This window comes from Azospirillum sp. SYSU D00513 (genome assembly GCF_017356015.1).
Taxonomy (GTDB): Bacteria; Pseudomonadota; Alphaproteobacteria; order Azospirillales; family Azospirillaceae; genus Azospirillum.
In genome coordinates, this window is sequence record NZ_JAFIQV010000037.1 from 21084 (window position 1) to 39389 (window position 18306).

The following is an 18306-nucleotide window of genomic DNA, read 5'->3' on the forward strand; positions in this document are numbered from 1 at the left end:
GTTCTGCAATTGGGAAAGATCGGCCGGAGTCTCTGACGCGCTCTTTGTCTCTACTCCCGACAGAGCATTCCTGTTCGGAGGCAGGGCAAGTTAGGCGCATCCGCCTAAGTGCTGTGACATCGTTCCTGCCTCCGTCCAGCAGGTTTGAAGCAGCGCTACTGGCTCCGTGCAAGCGCGCGTTGCGCCTGATCTGTCATCGCAAGCTTAGCACTTGAACGGCGCGAGAGCTTGATCTGCCTTACAGATACTCGCCTTTAACCCCACTGCAGCGTGAGAAGCGAATTGCCAAGGCCAAGGTAGCCCGCCGCACGCCGCAGCCACCATGCGTTGAAATGAGCAGCTATTGACTCCCGAAGGCGTTAGGACATATCAGAACGTAACGGGAACAAATGCCTAAGGAGGGCACGGTGAACGACCTCAGCACCATCGCTGCCCTGCGACAGCAGATTAGAGCCATCGAGCGCTCGGAAGCCAGTGGCAACGGCGGGCGTCTGACCTTCGGCATTCCCGCCATCGACCGTCACCTGCCGGACCATGGCCTGCGCTCTGGCGCTGTCCACGAGGTGATCGGCGACGTGGACGATATGGCCCGTATCGGGCTGATTGCCGCTCTCCTGGGAAGAATGGACCGGCCCGTTTTTTGGCTCCGAGCCCCCGAATCGTTCGGCCAGCTAAGCGCCGGAGGGCTGAGCCAATTTGGCCTCCAGCCCCACCAACTGGTGCTGAGCATTCCAGGCGGGAAGGAAAGCCTCTGGGCGCTCGAAGAGGCCGCTCGCTGCCAGGCCTTTGCTGCTGTGGTCGGGGAGGGCGTCATCGCCACTCCTGTCCAGGGCAGACGGCTGCAGCTCGCCTCCGAGACCGGCGGCACCCTCCTGCTCCTCCTTCCACCCGCATCCTCCAACCCGCCACCGTCCCTCTCTGCGACCCGCTGGCGCGTCACATCGGCGCCCGGTCGCTACGACGGCGGCGGTGTCGGACCGCCACGATGGGCCGTCTCGTTGCTGCGCTGTCGCAGTGGAACGCCTGGATCGTGGTTGCTGGAGTGGGACGATGAGGAATTACGTCTCGGTCTGGTTGCCGACATGGCCAACCGACCGCTGGTGCAAGTCACATCCTGACAAGGCCAATGGCCCCGTCGCACTCGCCGCGGCCGGGCAGGGCGGTGTGCGGATCACCGGCGTCAACACGCTGGCCGGTGGCGAGGGCCTCGTGCCCGGCATCACCGTGGCTGAAGCCAGAGCCCTCGTCCCACATGTCCTCATCGGCGACGCTGATCCGGAGGCTGATGCGGAGGGGCTGTTGCGCTTGGCCGACTGGTGCCGGCGCTGGTCTCCGCGCGTGGCGCTGGACGGGCCGGACGGGCTGATCCTCGACATCACCGGCTGCGGGCACCTCTGGGGCGGCGATGGCGCCCTGCTGACCGATCTCTCGTCACGTCTGGACAGGGCGAGTGTTGGCTACCGCCTCGGGACGGCTCCGACCCCAGCGGCGGCCTGGGCATGGTCCCGCTACCGTCCGGGCCGGAGCAGGCCGATGCTCGGTCCAGAACAGACACAGGAGGAGCTGAACCGGTTGCCGGTCGAGGCCTTGCGCATCCCCATGGCGCAAGCGGCCAATCTGGGCCGTGTCGGGCTCCGGATCATCGGTGATCTGGTGCGGCTGCCGAGAGCACCGTTAGCCGCCCGGTTCGGGCAGGAGCTGGTCGACCGTCTGGACCGGCTTACGGGCGCTGTCCCCGATCCCGTCACGCCGCTGGTCACGCCTCCGAGCTGGTCGACGCGCCTCGCGCTGGCGGAACCGATCAGCCGCCGGGAAGACTTCGAGCTGGCAACAGGCCGCCTACTGGCCGAACTGTGCGAGCGGTTGGGAGAGGCCGGGCAGGGTGTCCGGGCGCTGACCCTGACCCTGTACCGTGTGGACGGAGCCACCCAACCGCTGGCGATCGGAACCAGCAAGCCATCCCGTGATCCGCGGCACCTGCTGCGCCTGTTCCGGGAGCGGCTGGACCAGATCGAACCGGGATTTGGCGTCGAGGTGATGACGCTGGAAGCCACCGAGACGAACCGCCTGGCAGCGGAACAGGTGGAGGCCGGTGGCAATGGAGCGGATCTTACGCGGACGGAGTTGATTGACCGGCTCCGAACACGAGCGGGGAACCGCGCTGCCCTGCGCTTCGCCTCTCTCTCGGCGCACGTTCCCGAACGGACCTTCAGCCTGCGTCCGGTCGAGGAGGATGCCGGCGAGGAGAACTGGCAGACGGACGGTGAACGGCCTGTGCTGCTGCTCAGCCCTCCCGAGCCCATCAACACCGATGGCATCCCTGTTGGCGTGCCTGAGGCCTTCTACTGGCGCGGACGGCGCTACCATGTGGGTCTGCATGAGGGGCCGGAGCGAATTCGCTCCGAATGGTGGCGGCGCGATCCTGATGCGGTCCGCGACTATTACCGGATCCAGGAAATCGGCGGGAAGCGCTTCTGGGTCTTTCGCCGGCGGGGGACGGATCTGGACGGCTGGTTCATGCACGGCCTGTTCGCATGAGCTACGTCGAGCTTCAGCTCACGACCAACTTTTCGTTCCTCCGGGGAGCTTCGCACCCGGACGAATACGTCCTGGCCGCCGCCGCGCTGGGCTACCGGGAGATCGGCATTGCGGATCGCAACACGCTGGGCGGCGTGGTGCGGCTGCATGTGGCTGCCAAGCAGGCGGGGCTGCGGGCCGTGATCGGCTGCCGGTTGGATCTCACCGACGCACCAAGCCTGCTCGCCTACCCGACGGACCGGGTTGCCTATGGGCGGCTCTGTCGGATGCTGACGGACGGACGGCGCCGGAGCGTAAAGGGCGAGTGCACCGTCGGCTACCAGGACCTCCTCACACACGGCGCGGGCCAGATCCTGGTTCTGCTGCCGCCTGAGGGACGTCTGACCACTGTCCGGCTGCACGGCTACGCCGAAAGCCTCCAGCGGCTCGCCAGCGACTTCCCAGGCCACATCTACGCGGCTGTGAACCTGCTGCAAGCCGCTGGGGACCAGAAGCGGCTGGAGCGCCTTGCCGCCGTCGCGGATGGACTGGACGTGCCTCTCATCGCCACCAACGATGTCCACTACCATGCCCGGCACCGGGCGTGCCTGCAGGATGTGCTGACCTGCATCCGCGAGAAGACCATCCTGGCCAGGGCGGGACGCAAGCTCTTCCCCAATGCGGAACGGCACCTGAAGGCACCGAAGACGATGCTGCAGTTGTTCGCCTCCCGCCCGGATGCGGTGGAGCGGACGGTAGAGCTTGCCTCACGGTGCACCTTCTCCCTCGAGGAGCTGCGGTACGAATACCCGACCGACCCCGTGCCGCCCGGTGTCACGCCGCAGGAGGAACTCGTCCGTCGTACATGGACAGGAGCCGCAGAGCGCTGGCCGATGGGCGTGCCGCCGAACGTCCATGAGCTGCTGGAGCGTGAGCTGCAGCTGATCGACCAGCTTGGCTACGCGCCCTACTTCCTGACGGTGCATGACGTGGTCCAGTTCGCCCGCAGACAGGGCATCCTGTGCCAGGGGCGAGGCTCGGCCGCTAACTCGGCCGTCTGCTACGCGCTCTCCATCACTGCCGTCGATCCGACCAAGCACGATCTCCTCTTCGAGCGCTTCGTCTCCGCTGCCCGCAACGAGCCGCCCGACATCGATGTGGACTTCGAGCACGAGCGGCGGGAGGAGGTGATCCAGTACCTCTACCGCACCTACAGCCGCTCACGGGCCGGGCTGACCGGTATCAACGTCACCTTCCAGTCCAAGCTGGCCATCCGCGAGGTCGGCAAGGTGATGGGGCTGTCGGGCGATACGGTGGACGCCTTGTCCAAGGCTATCTGGGCCTGGGGCAGCGAGGAACTGGACGAGAAGCGGATCCAGGAAGCGGGCATCGACCCCACAGAGCCGACCATCGCCCGAGCCATGCAGCTGGCCCAGGACCTGGTCGGGTTCCCCCGGCACCGCAGTCAGCATCCCGGCGGCTTCGTGCTCACCCGTGGTCGCCTGGATGAGGTGGTCCCGGTCGAGAACGCCGCCATGCCGGACCGCACCGTGATCGAGTGGGACAAGAACGACCTGGACGATCTCGGCATCCTGAAGATCGATGTGCTGGCGCTCGGTATGCTGAGCTGCCTGCGCAAGGGCTTTGACCTGCTGTCAGCGCAGCTCGGCCGACCGTTCAGCCTCCCCGACGTGCCGTCAGAGGACCCGCAGACCTACCGCATGATCCAGCGGGCGGACACGCTCGGTGTCTTCCAGATCGAGAGCCGGGCCCAGATGGCGATGCTGCCCCGGCTGAAGCCTGCGACCTTCTACGACATCGTCATCCAGGTGGCGATCGTCCGGCCCGGGCCAATCCAAGGCGACATGGTCCACCCCTACATCCGCCGCCGGCAGGGGCTGGAGAAGCCGGACCTCCCGACCCCGGAGTTGAAGCGGGTGCTGGGCAAGACGCTGGGCGTGCCGCTCTTCCAGGAGCAGGCGATGCGCCTTGCCATGGTGTGCGCTGGCTTCACGGCGGAGGAAGCCGATCAACTGCGCCGTGCCATGGGCGCCAAGCGCAGTGCCGACCGGCTGGCCGCCTACCAGGACCGCATGGTCACAGGCATGCTCGCACGAGGCTACGACCGGGAGTTCGCTGAGCGCTGCTACAAGCAGATCATTGGCTTCGGCTCCTATGGCTTCCCCGAGAGCCACTCTGCGAGCTTCGCTCTGCTCGCTTACGCCTCTTCCTGGCTCAAGTGCCACTACCCGGCTGTGTTCTGCGCGGCGCTGCTGAACAGCCAGCCCATGGGCTTTTATGCGCCGGCGCAGATCGTCCGGGATGCACGGGAGCATGGGGTTGATGTCCGCGCGGTGGACGTGAACCACTCGGAATGGGACTGCATCCTGGAACACGGGCGCATGGGACCGTCCGTGCGGCTTGGGATGCGGCTGATCCGGGGACTCCGCGAGGTCGATGCCATTCGCCTCGTTGCCGCTAGAGGGACCGGCTATCGCACTGTCCAGGAGGTCTGGGACCGGGCGCGTTTGGGTGTGGCGGCGCTGGAACGGCTCGCCAACGCTGATGCATGGCTGTCGATCGGCCTCGGCCGCCGTGAGGCTCTGTGGCAGATCCGTGCCCTCGGCGCGGCACCACTGCCCCTCTTCGCGGTCGCCGATGCCCGCCGTCTGCCTGGAGACAACCGCGGCCCGGTCGAGCGGGGCGATGAGCCCGACGTGATGCTGCCGTCGGTGCGCCTGGGTGAAGCCATCGTTGAGGACTACAAGGCGGTGTCCCTGACGCTGCGCTCACACCCGCTGCAGCTGCTCCGGCCAAAGCTGCGGGAGCAGGGGTACAGCCCGGCACGCGCGCTGGAGGGCCTAGCGGACGGTGCCCGTGTTGGGATTGCTGGACTCACCCTTGTACGGCAGCGGCCCGGGACCGCAAGTGGCGTGGTCTTTGTCACCATCGAGGATGAGACCTGGCATTCCAACGTCGTGATTTGGTCATCCGTATTTGAGAAGCAGCGCCGGATCGTACTCGGGGCGTCCATAATGGGCGTTTGGGGACGCGTTCAGAAGGAAGGCGAGGTGATCCATGTCGTTGCCGACCGGCTGGTGAACCTGTCGCACCTGAGCGCTGCACTCGTCAGAATGGACGATCCAGCCGAGAGTGCAGAGGTTGCACCACCCGTGTTCCCGGCGGCTCGAGATTTCCGATAACATTCAAGTGCGTCGGGATGTTCTGTCCGACTGGGGCACCCTAAGCCAATGAACTGGCATGAGCATCTCAGCTTGTTAAACTGGCATGCAGCCGATCCGAAGGCTCCGCGAATGCATTCGGTCCTGGGCTAATCTACCGACTAATCTTGAACGCGCTATAATCTCGAAGGTGCAAAATCCCGCAACGGCGGCAAACCCGACCGCGCTTCTACTTTTTTCTCCTGTTTCTCTTCTTCAGACGTCGTTGGGCCGCCTTTGTTTTTGGAACATTGGCATATTCACCAGGGTAATCGGACTCGAAAACGTTGCGTGACCATAAATCAATCCCTAGCTCCCTAATGTCTTTCCTCGCTTGCTTCTCGTTGCTCTCGTTCCAATTCTCAAAAGTGTAAAGCCCTAGTTCAGCTCCTCTCCCTGTTGATTGCAGTATGAGGCCTAGAACCTTTTTGGTGCTTGGTTGCCTGTATCTGACAACGGCGGCATATTTCGCGAGAAGCACTCGCCGTGCCTTTATGTAAGTTTGAGGATCTATTGGTTGCGGCCCCTCGCAGAATGCAAAGACGAATACTAGACCAGCGTTATCCGGAAATCCGTATGCTCCTGGATGAAAACCCGAAGGTGTTCTCACGGAGAGTTTTGCCTCGATATATCCCGATACCATCCTACGCTCAAGCCGGGATAAAGATGCCATCAAACGGAGCCCTTCCTCGTACTCCCCGTAACGAGCACCAGTTCTTTTTGCGTGATCTATGACAACCTTACTGAAAGTTTCTATTAGGGAGTCCCAACGATAGCTAATTAAGTTAGCGCTCTTCTTGCCTGTGTACTTTTGGGATGAGCTAAATCTATTCCACAGCCCATCAAAAATGATGTGTGCTTCTTTCAGTTCATTATCAGCTCGAGAGTAGTGCTGCCGAAGTGAGTTCTTGCTCATAAGGTATATTGCAAGGAGATCCTCCTCCTTTGCGGCTGCGACGAAATTCGATGCAAAGAAATCCTCCTTCTCAGAAAGGTAGCTGCAGAAATCACTTATAGTGTTCAACTCCGACAGAAGAATATCGAGCGTGATGTCATCAAAAACATGCACGAACCCTTTAGGATTTGATCCATTAAAAGCAAATGCTTTCACAAAATCGGCATCGTTAGCCATATCCGAGTCGGAAATATTAGTGAGCCTCAAACTACCACTACCTCCTCCAAGCTCTGACCGAGCCCGATCGGCGGCACCCAAAGCGACGGCTACTCGGTGAAACCGGATGTTATTTATGCTCCTGAGGTCGAACGGAAAAGGGACGGATGCTTTCTTGTCCAGAAAAATGCGATCAGGAAACTCGATCATCCATCGTTCGGCGCCATATATCTGGTCAACCGATTTGTGTATAGATCTTCGATACCAACGGTTCCAGTCAACGCTTAAGCTGCCTGTATTTTTCATAGAACACGATTTATCTGAAAATATTATAACATTGTTTCCGAAAACTACCAAAAGGTCGCAGAGTTCCTTTCCTTCTCCTACGCCATTTTTGATGCCTCTGTCCGTATATGGGTTCGAATAGCTCCATAAAGACAGAAACGATTTTTCACAAAGCTTACTAAGGTACTGCTCCGATGGTGTGCTTCCTCCAATCATTGATACGCACCTTCTCTAGGAAGATTAGAATTGCGAGCAATCGGCAATCGTCTGACGCAGGTAGCTTGTACTGAGTGCCGGTCAATGAGCAAAGGGGCAAGGGTCGGATTTCCTTGCTGCCCTTCCCTCAACGACCGTTGCCTTTTGAAAACTACGCTGTTCATCGCGACCAGTTCCCTCGCGCCAAATATCGTCCGACAACTTGGACGGCCTATGAGGTCGAGCGAGGTAAACGCGGCGGTATGACATTCTGATTCAATGAAAATGCTACTCAGGCCCGGCACGCCATCCTGCGCCGCAAGCCGTCGCATCACACGGTGGTAGCGATCGTAACCTCGCAAGCATTGAGGCGTCATACACTCCTCCGTAGCGCCTTACGCAACATTCGAGTTCTTCTGCTTCCCATCATAGGAACCCATCACCTGCGTGATCGTGGAACAACTCAGCGTCACGCACGTAGCCGGACAAGACATCTACGCTTTTGTGTCGGCTCACCTCCTGCATTTTGAAGATGGAGGCGCCGGCGCGGGCGGCGGCGGTGAGGAAACCGGCTCGTAAGGAGTGCCCGGCAAAGTCGGCAGGATCGTAGCCAGCGGCCTCCGCCCGGGCCTTCACCACCCGTGCCACGGCCCGGTCGCTCATCGGATCAGCGGTCACCCTCCCGGCCCGGTCGATGCGGCGGAACAGAAACCCTTCGGTGATACCGGAGACCGTGATCCAAGCTTCGAGCAGCCCAACTGGCCTCAGCCTTCGGCCATCCGGGATTGCCAGAACGGCTCCCTCCGCCTCTTGATCCGTCTTGGAGCGGGCAATGGTGACGCGTAGGCCTTCCGGGACACGGGCGACATGCTCAACGCGCAAGGCGACAATCTCCGACCGACGCAACGCCCCGGCCATGCCGATGGCCAGCAGGGCGCGGTCGCGGACGGCGCGCAGGTCCTCACCTTCTATGGCGCGGAGAAGGTCGCGCAGCACGTCGGCGTCGGCGGCGGCTTTGCGGCCGGGCGGTGCGCCGTGCTCGCGCTTGATGCCGCCCATCACCTCCAGCAGCGCCACACCACCTGGTGCCTTTTGCGGAGGCGGGTGCCCGGCGCGCCGGTGATGGTAGCCGATGGCGGCGAGGCGGCGGCCGAGAGTGCGGGAGGATTTGCCGGCTGCCGCTTCCGCGGACAGGAACACGGCGACCAACCGCGGGTCAGCGGGCAGGGGATCGATGGCCCGCTCCGCGCACCAGGCGGTGAAGAGGCGCCAGTCGCTGGCGTAGGCGCGGCGCGTGCTCGCGGCGCGGGAGGCGTCGGCGTAGCCCTGAGCCCGTTCGATCTCCTCGATGTGCAGGACCGGAAGAGGGGCTCCGGAGCCCTCATCCGTCGCGATCGGCACGAGTTCCCCGCCCACCAACACGTCTGTGTCCGTCCCGTCCAACGCCCGCCCTTTCCCTGCTCGCCGTCTGTCCGAGAATCCGGGTTATCGGACACAGAGCTTAGCCTGGGCGGCGCTGCCCGGCAAGCCCCTCCCGGCAGCCAGCATTTTGTGCCATTTGAGCACTCAGTCGCGGCAGTGTTCCTCGCGTTTAGTATCATGATCCGTACTAACTTATTGAAACTCAACGAACGTTGTTTTCAGCATACCACCGGCATTTACGCTCGATCAGACGAGGGGGGGTGTTCACCAGGCGGGATCTCCAACGGCCCAAGCACGCTAGGCGCCCTTCCTCGGGCGAGGTCGTTCGAATATGATTGCGCAAACCCCTACCTCATCGAAGGCGCGAACCTAAGGAACGCCGCGGAGCGGCAAATGGCTTGCGCCTCATAAGGTCGATACCGTCTGATACGGCCCCATGATGAACCGCCTCGCCGCGACCCTCGTGGTCCTCCTAACATTGCCAACACCCGTGCTGGCTGGCGCAACCGCATGCCCCGAGAATTTCGCCGGTGGGCAGGCACCCGACCTGACCAACACCAAGCTGGCACCGCGAACTCGTGAGGTCTGCTTCCGAGGTTTCGCCGTGCTTCATTCCGGCCTTACCCGCACCCCTCTCTATGCAGCGGAGCGGATCACCAGGGACGGGCTGAAGGCAGCGGCCGATACCCCGCGCAAGGGCAACTTCTATGAAGAGACGCGGCTCCCAGCTGAGGAGCGGGCGCGGCTGGATGATTACGTCCGGTCAGGAATGGACCGAGGGCACCTCGTTCCAGCAGCCTCTGCCGTCGACCAGGCGGCCCAGCAAGAGACCTTCTCACTGGCCAACATCGTCCCGCAGAATGCGGCGCTGAACCGCGGCCTGTGGGCTGGGATTGAGGGTGTCGCTCGGGACCTGGCCCGCAAGCGCGGCGAGGTCTACGTCGTCACCGGCGCCATATTCCAGGGCGAGCGCTTGCAGCGGCTGAAGGGCAGGGTGTTCGTGCCGACCCACCTGTTCAAGGCGATCTACGATCCGAAGCGCAAGGAAGCGGCGGCTTACGTCACCCAGAACGAAGACACGGACCGCTGGGAGGTGATCTCCGTTGCCGAGCTGGAACGGCGGAGCGGCGTCGATCCGTTTCCGACGCTCCCGGCCTCGGTGAAGGCAAGCCCCATGGCGCTGCCGGCACCACGCCTGCCGGGCCAACGGCGTAGTAAGACAGCCGACCAAGCCCCGGAAGGCGAGGGGACCTGGACCGACACTCTCAAGCAGCTGCTGCGATAGGATCACATCATGAGCAAGACCCCGACGATCAAGCCCTTCGCCAATGAGAGTGAGGCGGTGACGATCGGCGAGATGAGCATCGAGAACCACACCGACCGCGTCTCTGTGTTCGGAGAGCTGGACCTGACCAGGGACAAGGCCGGGCTCAGGAACGCCCGTGCCCTCAGGTCCATTCTGGACAGCGTGGTCCGCGAACTGGAAGCTGACAAGGATCTGCCCAACCAGGTGCCGCCCGTTGAGCCGGAAGGGTCAGACACCGTCGACAACCCATTCTCCTGAACGGGGAGGGTGCTGGAACGCCAGGGTCTAAGGAGCACACCCGCAACGCATGCGAGTTGGCCGGACAGGGCGAACTGCGCCGACTGGAAGGCATGCTTGCCAAAGCCTATGATCATGGACCCAGGCACCCACAGGGCAGCTCTCGACCATGGTGTACAGCACGATCTCGGAGGCGACCAACGCCGTTGAAGCATCAATTCTCACCTACCGCAACGTTCGCTTCTTGTTGGAAGAAGCCTCGGGGCACGCCAGTTCCATCAGTCTGAAGCAGGCTTCCCTTTCCCGCCGGGAGGCGTTCCAGCAACTCAGGGAAATCGGCCAGCAAAGAGCACAATCGGAACGTAGCTTACGGCAGACGGCACTGGCCGCCCGTCGCGTGCTGACGCCAGAAGCTATCGAGGCTATCGCCCTGCGGCATGATGGGAAAGAGAGTGACGACAGTGCGTTGACCATCATCCGGACGGTCCTTTTCCGGAATGGACGGCTCTGACCTCCCCAACGTCCAACAAAGCATCTTAAGCGCATAAGTAGTAGATGGTAGGTAATGGCCTGGCGTTCATCATTGGTTAATCCTGCCCAGGCTTAATGAGGGCACGCAAGGTTGCGTTTCCTCCCTAGACTTGGGCCGCACTGAAAAGCTGCGGCCCTTCTTTCCCGCCCTTGTGTCACTACAATAGCATGTAAGTGGCGGAGCTATCGGCGCTCTACGAAGCCGGGCAGCAAGGGACAGTGCATTTGCAGGAACCACGGAGGCAAAGCCGAATGACTTCCGACGCCGTTGCCCAAGCGCGCCATCAGCTGATCGCGGCCATCGTAGAGTACAGTGACGCTAAATCCGCCCTAACCGCAGCTTCCGCGATTGCCGCCCAAGCCAGTGTGGGTCGTGATATCCTCGCCCGTCGCCGTAGCTTCATTGCTTTGGAAGATTTCGGAACGCGCTGCCGTGGAGCCGAGCGAGCCTTGTCCCAGACGGTGCGAATGGTTCGGCGCACCCTACCGCCGAAAGACATTGAGGCGATCGCACAGAAGCTCGACGACGCCGACAAGGACGGAACTATCGTCGCCACGGTCCGGGTGGTTCTTGCTGAGCGCAGGCGGGCGAGCGCCTAGGAAGTATCGATGCCCTCCGCTAGTTAGTCCCAGACAGGATCGAGCGTGTCGTCCTTCTTCCGTTTGCGCCGCTTGGCAAGGCTCTCCTTCCAAGCGGCCTCGGGATCGGCACCGACCACCCGCCAGTGTTCCCGAACCTGGGCATAGCGGGGGCTCGCCTCGGCCAGTGCCGCCTCCAAGGCTCCGTAGCGCCAGAGCTGGTCATCGGCCAGCCGTACCAGCAGCGGGTTGGGGATCATGATCTCCTCCATGTCCATTCTGGACAGGGCGGCAACGGCCTCAGCTTCCTGTCCCGGCCCCAGATCCTCTGCCAGAGCCATCAGCCCAAGGGCGCTGGATCTCGATCGGCCCATCTCACAGTGGATGCACAAGAGCGCGTCTGCCTGCCGGTCCCGGAGCGCTCGGACGAATGCGAGCGCCTCGGCGACGTGTTCATCGGTCGGGCCACGCTGCGGTCCATACTCTGCGATCCCGATATCATCGAAGCGTAGGGGCAGCACGGCGCCAACCTCGCCCATCACGGCCTGGGTTAAAGCGAGATCCAGTTCCGCCTGGCCTCGCACGGTGCCAGTGCCCCGAACGCTGATGATCCCGTCCGCGCCCTCAGCGCCGCCGGCGAGGATCTGCTCCCTGGATAGGACACGAACCCGAAGCGTCATGCTCAGCGACCTCCTGGAGCTGCCACGGCGTTCACCGCGGTCGCCAGAGCCTGTAGGGCTACGCTGTCGCCGGTGAGGAGGGCAGTGGCGGCTTGGATTGCCGCCGCACTGGGTACCCGCCCGTTACCAGCGTGGGAGAGGCTCTGAACGGCTGCCTGCAGGGCGAGGAGGGAGTCATCGTCCATTCCAGCATGAGTACCCTGGTGCGTCACCACTCCCCTGTCCGTGTCTGACATGGTGCGAGCGCCGCTGGTCTGTGTCTGACGGAGCGCGGAAGCGTTGCTCAGCATCTGCCGCATGCCATCGCTGACCTGCTCCACCTGGCCGTCATGCCATGCCCGCAGAACCGACGCCACGAGCGCGAAGGCGGGCTGGAAGCGCTCATGGCCTCGGACGGTGAAGCACGCATCCACGCCTTCGGAAAACGGGCTGGCGGGCTCGTAAACGCGGGCAGCGTAGCCGCCGCGCTGTTCGGAGCCTGCGAACTTGCCGATCACGACCTCGGCGATGGCGACGCTGGAGGTAGAGCTTTCCCGGGTGACGGTGACGCGCAGCATGCTTGCTCCTCGGTGCGGTTCTCGGCGAGAATAGCACAAACCAAGAACATCGGTCAGCAGCAGGCTACGCCAGCAAACGCGCTGGCCAGCGGGCGAGGGGAATGGCGGCTATGTTGGACTGTCGGGAGGAAGGGCACCACATGAGCGGCATGGAAAGCACTCCCCTGTCCGTGTCTGACATGGCTCTGCCATCGGGCGGCGGTTCCGTGTGCCGGGATTGTGCCGCGGGCTACTCCTCCACGGTTCAGCGCTGTCCAAAGTGCGGCAGCCGGCGTGTCAAGTCGCACCCCGAGCTGCACGCCCTGAACATAGGGCATCTGGACTTCGACTCGTTCTATCCGTCCGTCGAGAAGCGTGACCGGCCGGAGCTGGTCGACAAGCCAGTGATCGTTGGTGGCGGGGCACGAGGTGTTGTGGCGTCCTGCTGCTACATCGCCCGCATGTCTGGTGTCCGCTCGGCCATGCCGACGCACGAGGCGCTCGCCCGGTGCCCGGAAGCCGTCGTGATTCCGCCGGACATGGCGAAGTACAAGGAGGTCGGCTATCGAGCGCGTGAGATCATGCGGGCCTACACGCCGCTCGTGGAGCCGTTGTCCTTGGACGAGGCCTACGTGGACCTGAACGACGTCCGCCAGCAGCTCCATATCTCGCCGGCGCAGGCGATGGTCGAGATCACCCGGCGTTTCGAGACCGAGCTGTCGATTACAGCCAGCATCGGACTCAGCTACAATAAGTTCCTCGCCAAGGTCTCGTCGGATCTGGACAAGCCACGCGGGATGGCCGTGATCGGCCGCGCTGAGGCTCTGGCCTTCCTGGCTCCGAAGCGGCCAACCATCCTGTGGGGCGTTGGGCCCGCAATGGAGCGCCGCCTGCACGACGACGGCATCCGCACAGTTGCCGACATCATGGAGCTTGAGGAGATAACCCTGGTTCGCCGCTACGGAGCGATGGGCCGAACCCTGTTCCGCTATGCGCATGGGCGGGATGACCGGCGGGTGGAGCCGGAATCGCCCAGCAAGTCGGTCAGTGCCGAAGACACCCTGGATTGGCCGACCGCCGACTTTGCAACGCTGGCGGCCGAAGCACGCCGGCTCGCTGTTCGGGTCGAGCAGCGTATGTCCAGAGAATGGGTGCTTGGCCGATCCGTGACCCTGAAGCTGAAAACCGCGGATTTCCAGCTGCTCACCCGGTCCCGCCGGGTCGATCCCGCAACGCGCTCGGCCGAACAGATCGTCGATATGGTTATGCCGTTGCTGGAGCGGGAATGCGATGGGCGGGAGTTCCGTCTGATCGGAGTGGGATGCTCCGATCTCGTCGAGCCTGGCGCCGAACCAGACCTGTTTGGGTGATTTTCCACTATTGTTATCGGGGTGGAAACCAATGCCTTCCTGGGATAGGTTCCTTTTTCCTCGGCCACGGGCCGAGCCTGTCCTGACCTTAATCGCGGTGCCCGCAATGCCGACCAGCACGTCGAAAGCCCCTGTCACGAACCGGCTCCTCCTCATTGGCAGCAATAAGGGACAGTTGGAGGATCTCCGGTCGCAGCTCATTCAGCATGGGTACGAGGCTGTCGTGGTGGAGCCCGAGGCCTTGATCCGCACTTCGGAAGAGCCCAAAACCGCAGCTATCGTCGCGGATCTACGCTCCGGTGAGATGGATATGGTTCCGCTCGTGGCGAGTGTTCGTCGTCTGCCGCTTCCATTGGGCAATGTGCCATTCATGGCCCTGCTGTCGAAAAGCGAGGCAAGTGAGGTGGCCCGGCATCAGGCAGCCGGGGTAACCGCGGTGATGACAGAGCCTTTCGCCATCGAGAGCGTGATAGAGACCTTGCACAGCTGGGAGCCAATGGTCTCACCGGACCACTCGTACCTGGATGGTTTTGCGCTCACCGCCCTTGTCCAGAACTACGGCCGAGAGAACTTTGCGGCGCTTCTGGGCGGCTTCTTCGAAGAGGCGAGGGGACAAGTAGCGCTCATCAACCAAGCAACCGACACACGGGAGATCGAGCGGCTGGCCCACACCGTGAAGAGCACTGCGCGTATGTTCGGTGCACACGCTCTGTTCGAGGCCGCAAAGGATCTGGAGCATGCTAGCCCAGAGGCAGCTTCACCAGAGCACCTCTTCGCCCGGATCGAAACCGTAAGCGAATTGCTCCAACTGACAGAGCGCTCCTCCGCGGACCACGGCCTGCTTAGCCACACCTGAGTCGATGCTCGAAAATAGAGTGTCGGGTATGCGCCCATACGGCAACGCACCGCATGGGCACTTTACTTCATTGAGTGACGCTCTGCCTGAACCGCCAGAATTCGCTTTGCTCGATGAGCGTCTTGGCTTCGGCTTTGTTCGAAACACCTAGTTTTTCGCAAAGCTGGCGCATGTGATATTTGACCGTAACCTCAGCCTTATCGATCTTCTTCGCAATGAAATTGTTTGCATACCCCGCCATGATGTAGTCGATCATTTCAACATCACGAGGGAGCAACTGCACATCGTTTCGGCCAGGGAAATTCCCTCGCACCATCATGGATTTCTTTGTCGGTTTCTTGCCACTCGCAATGACGGTGCGCTGGTTGGTCCCAGCTTGCGGCGACACAGGAGCCGGCGGTGGAGCAACGCTCACCGGCTTCTGGTGCGACGCTTGAGCGTCCAAAGCGCCCGCCTTCGTGTCGAGCTTCAACTCTGCCTGAGAAGAAGCGCTCGCCGGCTTGGTGGCGCCTGCCGAAGAACTCTGAATGGATGGAGCCGACGCAGCTAGGAGCAATTCGGCGGGAATATATCGTTCCCCAGCGACGACCAAGCTAACAGCGGCCATAATGCTTGGCGCTCCAGCCGACTTTGGGATAAAGCCGGACGCTCCAGCCTCAAACGCATCGGACACTAATTTTAAGCTCGCTTCCGCTCCAGTCATGAGAATGACGCGAGCAGATGGACGGACGTCACGAATTTTACTGATACCCTCGACGCCATTCATCCCAGGCATCAACAAATCGAGAATGATGATTTCAATTTCGCTATGCTTCGCGGCGATACTCTGGGCTTCTTCAAGCGTGCTGGCAGTCAAAACATCCCAACTGGGCTCTTTCGTTTGAAAGAGCATCTTCATCATATCCCGGAGAATGCCATGGTCATCCGCGAGAAGAAGCTGCATTTTCTATCCAGTTCCAGCGGCCACGTGGCCAGTGAAGGTTATACACCCGATACTTCGTCAAAAGCGCTGTCTGCATCAGCGACTCAGCCCGACCATCCGCGGCATTTCAGGACATGCCGGAACACCGGTCGATACCAGTCACAAGAGCATTGCGCTTCCACAACCCACCGACGCAGGTCGCGCCGCCTTTATACCCTATCCAAAAGTTCAGGGAAGAGGATTCTTCAGTTTTCTATACCGCCTCTCGCTGATAATGATTCTCATCAAGAGTTGGCGTGGCCTGCTTGATAACAGTGATGCTCGCTCGCATTGCCCAACACCGCTCACTCCGACACAAGCGATGGCAGACATGGAGTCGAGAGGATGTGGCATACAGAATTTTCCTAGACGATAGGCAAGATTTACCTACTGTCCCGCATGCCAGTACGATCCCGACCGCGATAATATTGTTGCAACAGGCTCTGCATAACGCGGTTGCAGCGTCCTTCGGGGGCGCTGATGCGTGACGCGGGAACGTGGACGGAGCGTTCGGCGTCGGATAGTGATTTACGCCTCACGCGGCTTCGTTGCGAGCATTCGACGGCGCAGCCTTCAGTTTTCCCCTTTTCACCCTTCGCCGACTTGTGTAGCCTATGCCCACTTTCGATCTGTGTGCTTGATGCCACTGATTAAAGTGAGCTGCGGTGCCATGAGGTGCTAAAGCTGGCCTAGCTAGGGTCCAAAAATAGCGTTGAAGCTAGTCGCCATCGCGCGGCAGCACCCGCGATAGGGATCTCACCGAGACCCATCGCCAAACCCACTCAGGGGACCACGTCCCCTGCAGGGGGAGTGGTCTGTCCTTTCCAGACGGAAGGAGACCATGATCGACATCGACGTTCAGGATACACGTGGGCTTCGGCTCGTGGGCACGGTTGCCAACCATCCTCGGTTTGAACCGGGAAGCTTGGTCACCACATCCCCCGTCCAAGCCGTGCGTGAGGAGGAGGATGGCCGCGTTGTCGCAATGACGGCCACTGGCTCGGAGTACAACGTCCAGGGCCTCAGCTTTACCGCGCTGAGTGCCTGGATCGATCACTTCCGCTCCATCTCCTGATCACCGACCGAGAGGCGTCTGCCTCTCGAACCAGCGGCCCGGATTCCGGCACCGTTGAACAGCTTTCCCCAACCGGGGCGCAGGTCGCCCCGAGGGGGTGCTGCGCCTTCAAACAGAGGTGCACCATGTTGAAGCTGCAAAAGACCGTTGGCCTGCTCGCCCACTTCGCATTCGAAGAATACGGCCTCAAGCTGACAAAGAAGCTGCCATCCGACGTCGTGGTGGCCGAGCGCGAGCTCGAAAACGGTGATATCATCCAGCTCCTCCGCCAAACCGCACGGCTTGGTGGCTGCTATCGGGTGATCGTCCGGCCGTCCGGAAACAAGCGTCCGTGGATCGGTCCCCGGACCAAGCGCGAGGACGCTAAAGAGAGCATCTCTCGCATCATGCGCATGGCCCATCCGGGCTTGGCGTGACACACGGCCGTGCTGGCAGGGAACTCCCTCCAGCATGGCTGTTCACGCTGAATGCGCTTTGGTCGGGAATGCCAGGCAAACGCATTTCCGGATCGCTTGCAACGCAACGGTCCAAGGAGGCGAGCATGAAGGTCAGTTACGATGCGGAAGTGGATGGCATGTACATCCGTTTCGAGGACTCCACCGCCTATGACGGGTCGGAGGAGATCCAGGCCGGCGTCGTGCTGGACTTCGACACGGAAGGTCGCGTGATCGGCCTCGATGTCACTGGGGCGCACAAGATTGTGCCAATCGGCGACTTGGGGATCATCATCACGGCATCCGAAGCTGGTCCGGCGGCTAGGGAGTATGCACAAGCGTTGGAGCTTGGCCGCTCTCTTGCAGACCAGTTCCAGCGTAACCAGCGCAGGCTCGCGGGCTAACCGCCTCCTGCGCAATCCAACAACCCCTTGGGGCACCACCGGCCCCGCCGGGAAAGGTGTGCCCCCATCATTCAGAAAGGCGCACACCGTGAACGCACCTAAGACCTATCTTGCCGAATGCAGCGGTTCCAACGAGCACGCTAGCATCCCGGCAGTTGCCGCCTTCGAGATCGACGCTGCCAAGGCCGCGGAGATCCTCAAGTTGGCTGCGGTCGTGACGGCGCACAATCTGCACAAGGTCGAGAAGTTCGACTACTCGCCCCGGTGGCTCAAAACCGATCCGTCCGACCCCGACCAGGATGACTGCCTGGCCGAGGACGGCGAGGACGGAGAGCCAACCGACGACGAACGTTCCGACCAGGAGGAACGAACCGAATGCGACTGCCTGAACGTCTCGGCAGACAGCTTCTGGTTCTCCTGCCTGATCAAGCACACCGACGTTGAAGTCACCTGTGCCAACCAACCGATCCGCGAGCTGGCGATGCATTTCGGCCTGGAGCCCTCCACGGGCGCCCTGATCCCGAAAGACACCACCCGCTGATCTGAGCCAAAACCATCCCCAACGGGGCGCGTCTGTGCCCCATTG

The 18306-nt window shown here is 61.9% G+C and carries 18 protein-coding genes; 13 read left to right on the forward strand and 5 right to left on the reverse strand.

The window, feature by feature from the left end:
- The first annotated feature begins 407 nt into the window (after nt 1-407).
- The 3 genes from JUB11_RS23720 to JUB11_RS23730 are packed head-to-tail and all read left to right on the forward strand — an operon-like array spanning nt 408 to nt 5720.
- The gene (locus JUB11_RS23720) at nt 408-1118 is read left to right on the forward strand and encodes a hypothetical protein (protein ID WP_207461260.1); all 711 of its coding nucleotides are present in this window, start codon (nt 408-410) and stop codon (nt 1116-1118) included.
- A complete protein-coding gene (locus JUB11_RS23725; protein WP_207461261.1) occupies nt 1051-2538 on the forward strand; it encodes a DNA polymerase Y family protein in 1488 nt (495 codons plus the stop codon). The genes JUB11_RS23720 and JUB11_RS23725 overlap by 68 nt, the downstream gene beginning before the upstream one ends.
- Nucleotides 2535-5720: an error-prone DNA polymerase gene (locus tag JUB11_RS23730; protein WP_207461262.1), complete on the forward strand. Its 3186-nt coding sequence runs from the start codon at nt 2535-2537 to the stop codon at nt 5718-5720. The genes JUB11_RS23725 and JUB11_RS23730 overlap by 4 nt, the downstream gene beginning before the upstream one ends.
- Nucleotides 5721-5928: 208 nt before the next feature.
- On the opposite strand, the gene JUB11_RS23735 is transcribed toward JUB11_RS23730, so the two are convergent.
- Nucleotides 5929-7350, reverse strand: coding sequence for a hypothetical protein (locus JUB11_RS23735; RefSeq protein WP_207461263.1), 1422 nt, complete (start codon nt 7348-7350; stop codon nt 5929-5931).
- Between the two features lie 405 nt (nt 7351-7755).
- Nucleotides 7756-8772 (reverse strand): site-specific integrase, encoded by a 1017-nt coding sequence (locus tag JUB11_RS23740; protein ID WP_207461264.1) that lies wholly within the window; start codon nt 8770-8772, stop codon nt 7756-7758.
- Between the two features lie 415 nt (nt 8773-9187).
- Between JUB11_RS23740 and JUB11_RS23745 the strand changes: the two genes are divergently transcribed.
- From JUB11_RS23745 to JUB11_RS23760, 4 genes are all read left to right on the forward strand, one after another.
- Nucleotides 9188-10036 carry a DNA/RNA non-specific endonuclease gene (locus JUB11_RS23745; protein ID WP_207461265.1) on the forward strand — a complete coding sequence of 283 codons (849 nt, stop codon included), beginning with the start codon at nt 9188-9190 and terminating at the stop codon, nt 10034-10036.
- A gap of 9 nt (nt 10037-10045) precedes the next feature.
- Nucleotides 10046-10315: a hypothetical protein gene (locus JUB11_RS23750; RefSeq protein ID WP_207461266.1), complete on the forward strand. Its 270-nt coding sequence runs from the start codon at nt 10046-10048 to the stop codon at nt 10313-10315.
- A 148-nt stretch (nt 10316-10463) separates the two neighbouring features.
- Nucleotides 10464-10805, forward strand: coding sequence for a hypothetical protein (locus JUB11_RS23755; protein ID WP_207461267.1), 342 nt, complete (start codon nt 10464-10466; stop codon nt 10803-10805).
- A gap of 272 nt (nt 10806-11077) precedes the next feature.
- Nucleotides 11078-11425 carry a hypothetical protein gene (locus JUB11_RS23760; RefSeq protein WP_207461268.1) on the forward strand — a complete coding sequence of 116 codons (348 nt, stop codon included), beginning with the start codon at nt 11078-11080 and terminating at the stop codon, nt 11423-11425.
- Between the two features lie 23 nt (nt 11426-11448).
- On the opposite strand, the gene JUB11_RS23765 is transcribed toward JUB11_RS23760, so the two are convergent.
- Together JUB11_RS23765 and JUB11_RS23770 are read right to left on the reverse strand one after the other, a co-directional pair.
- On the reverse strand, nt 11449-12084 hold the full coding sequence (locus tag JUB11_RS23765) for a hypothetical protein (RefSeq protein WP_207461269.1): 636 nt from the start codon (nt 12082-12084) through the stop codon (nt 11449-11451).
- A gap of 2 nt (nt 12085-12086) precedes the next feature.
- Entirely contained in the window at nt 12087-12641 is a 555-nt protein-coding gene (locus JUB11_RS23770) for a hypothetical protein (RefSeq protein WP_207461270.1), read from the reverse strand.
- A gap of 140 nt (nt 12642-12781) precedes the next feature.
- Between JUB11_RS23770 and JUB11_RS23775 the strand changes: the two genes are divergently transcribed.
- Both JUB11_RS23775 and JUB11_RS23780 read left to right on the forward strand, forming a co-directional pair.
- Complete coding sequence (locus JUB11_RS23775) at nt 12782-13990, forward strand: DNA polymerase IV (RefSeq protein WP_247887281.1); 1209 nt, start codon at nt 12782-12784, stop codon at nt 13988-13990.
- Between the two features lie 106 nt (nt 13991-14096).
- Complete coding sequence (locus tag JUB11_RS23780) at nt 14097-14846, forward strand: Hpt domain-containing protein (RefSeq protein WP_207461271.1); 750 nt, start codon at nt 14097-14099, stop codon at nt 14844-14846.
- A gap of 67 nt (nt 14847-14913) precedes the next feature.
- Here the strand turns inward: JUB11_RS23780 and JUB11_RS23785 are convergent, their stop codons facing one another.
- Nucleotides 14914-15789 (reverse strand): response regulator transcription factor, encoded by an 876-nt coding sequence (locus JUB11_RS23785; protein ID WP_207461272.1) that lies wholly within the window; start codon nt 15787-15789, stop codon nt 14914-14916.
- 859 nt (nt 15790-16648) lie between these two features.
- Between JUB11_RS23785 and JUB11_RS23790 the strand changes: the two genes are divergently transcribed.
- The 4 genes from JUB11_RS23790 (at nt 16649) to JUB11_RS23805 (ending at nt 18261) form a co-directional block, all read left to right on the forward strand.
- Nucleotides 16649-16882, forward strand: a complete 234-nt coding sequence (locus JUB11_RS23790; RefSeq protein ID WP_207461273.1) for a hypothetical protein — start codon at nt 16649-16651, stop codon at nt 16880-16882.
- 125 nt (nt 16883-17007) lie between these two features.
- Nucleotides 17008-17298, forward strand: coding sequence for a hypothetical protein (locus JUB11_RS23795; RefSeq protein ID WP_207461274.1), 291 nt, complete (start codon nt 17008-17010; stop codon nt 17296-17298).
- A gap of 125 nt (nt 17299-17423) precedes the next feature.
- Complete coding sequence (locus JUB11_RS23800) at nt 17424-17720, forward strand: DUF2283 domain-containing protein (RefSeq protein ID WP_207461275.1); 297 nt, start codon at nt 17424-17426, stop codon at nt 17718-17720.
- An 88-nt stretch (nt 17721-17808) separates the two neighbouring features.
- Nucleotides 17809-18261 (forward strand): hypothetical protein, encoded by a 453-nt coding sequence (locus JUB11_RS23805; protein WP_207461276.1) that lies wholly within the window; start codon nt 17809-17811, stop codon nt 18259-18261.
- Nucleotides 18262-18306: the final 45 nt, after the last annotated feature.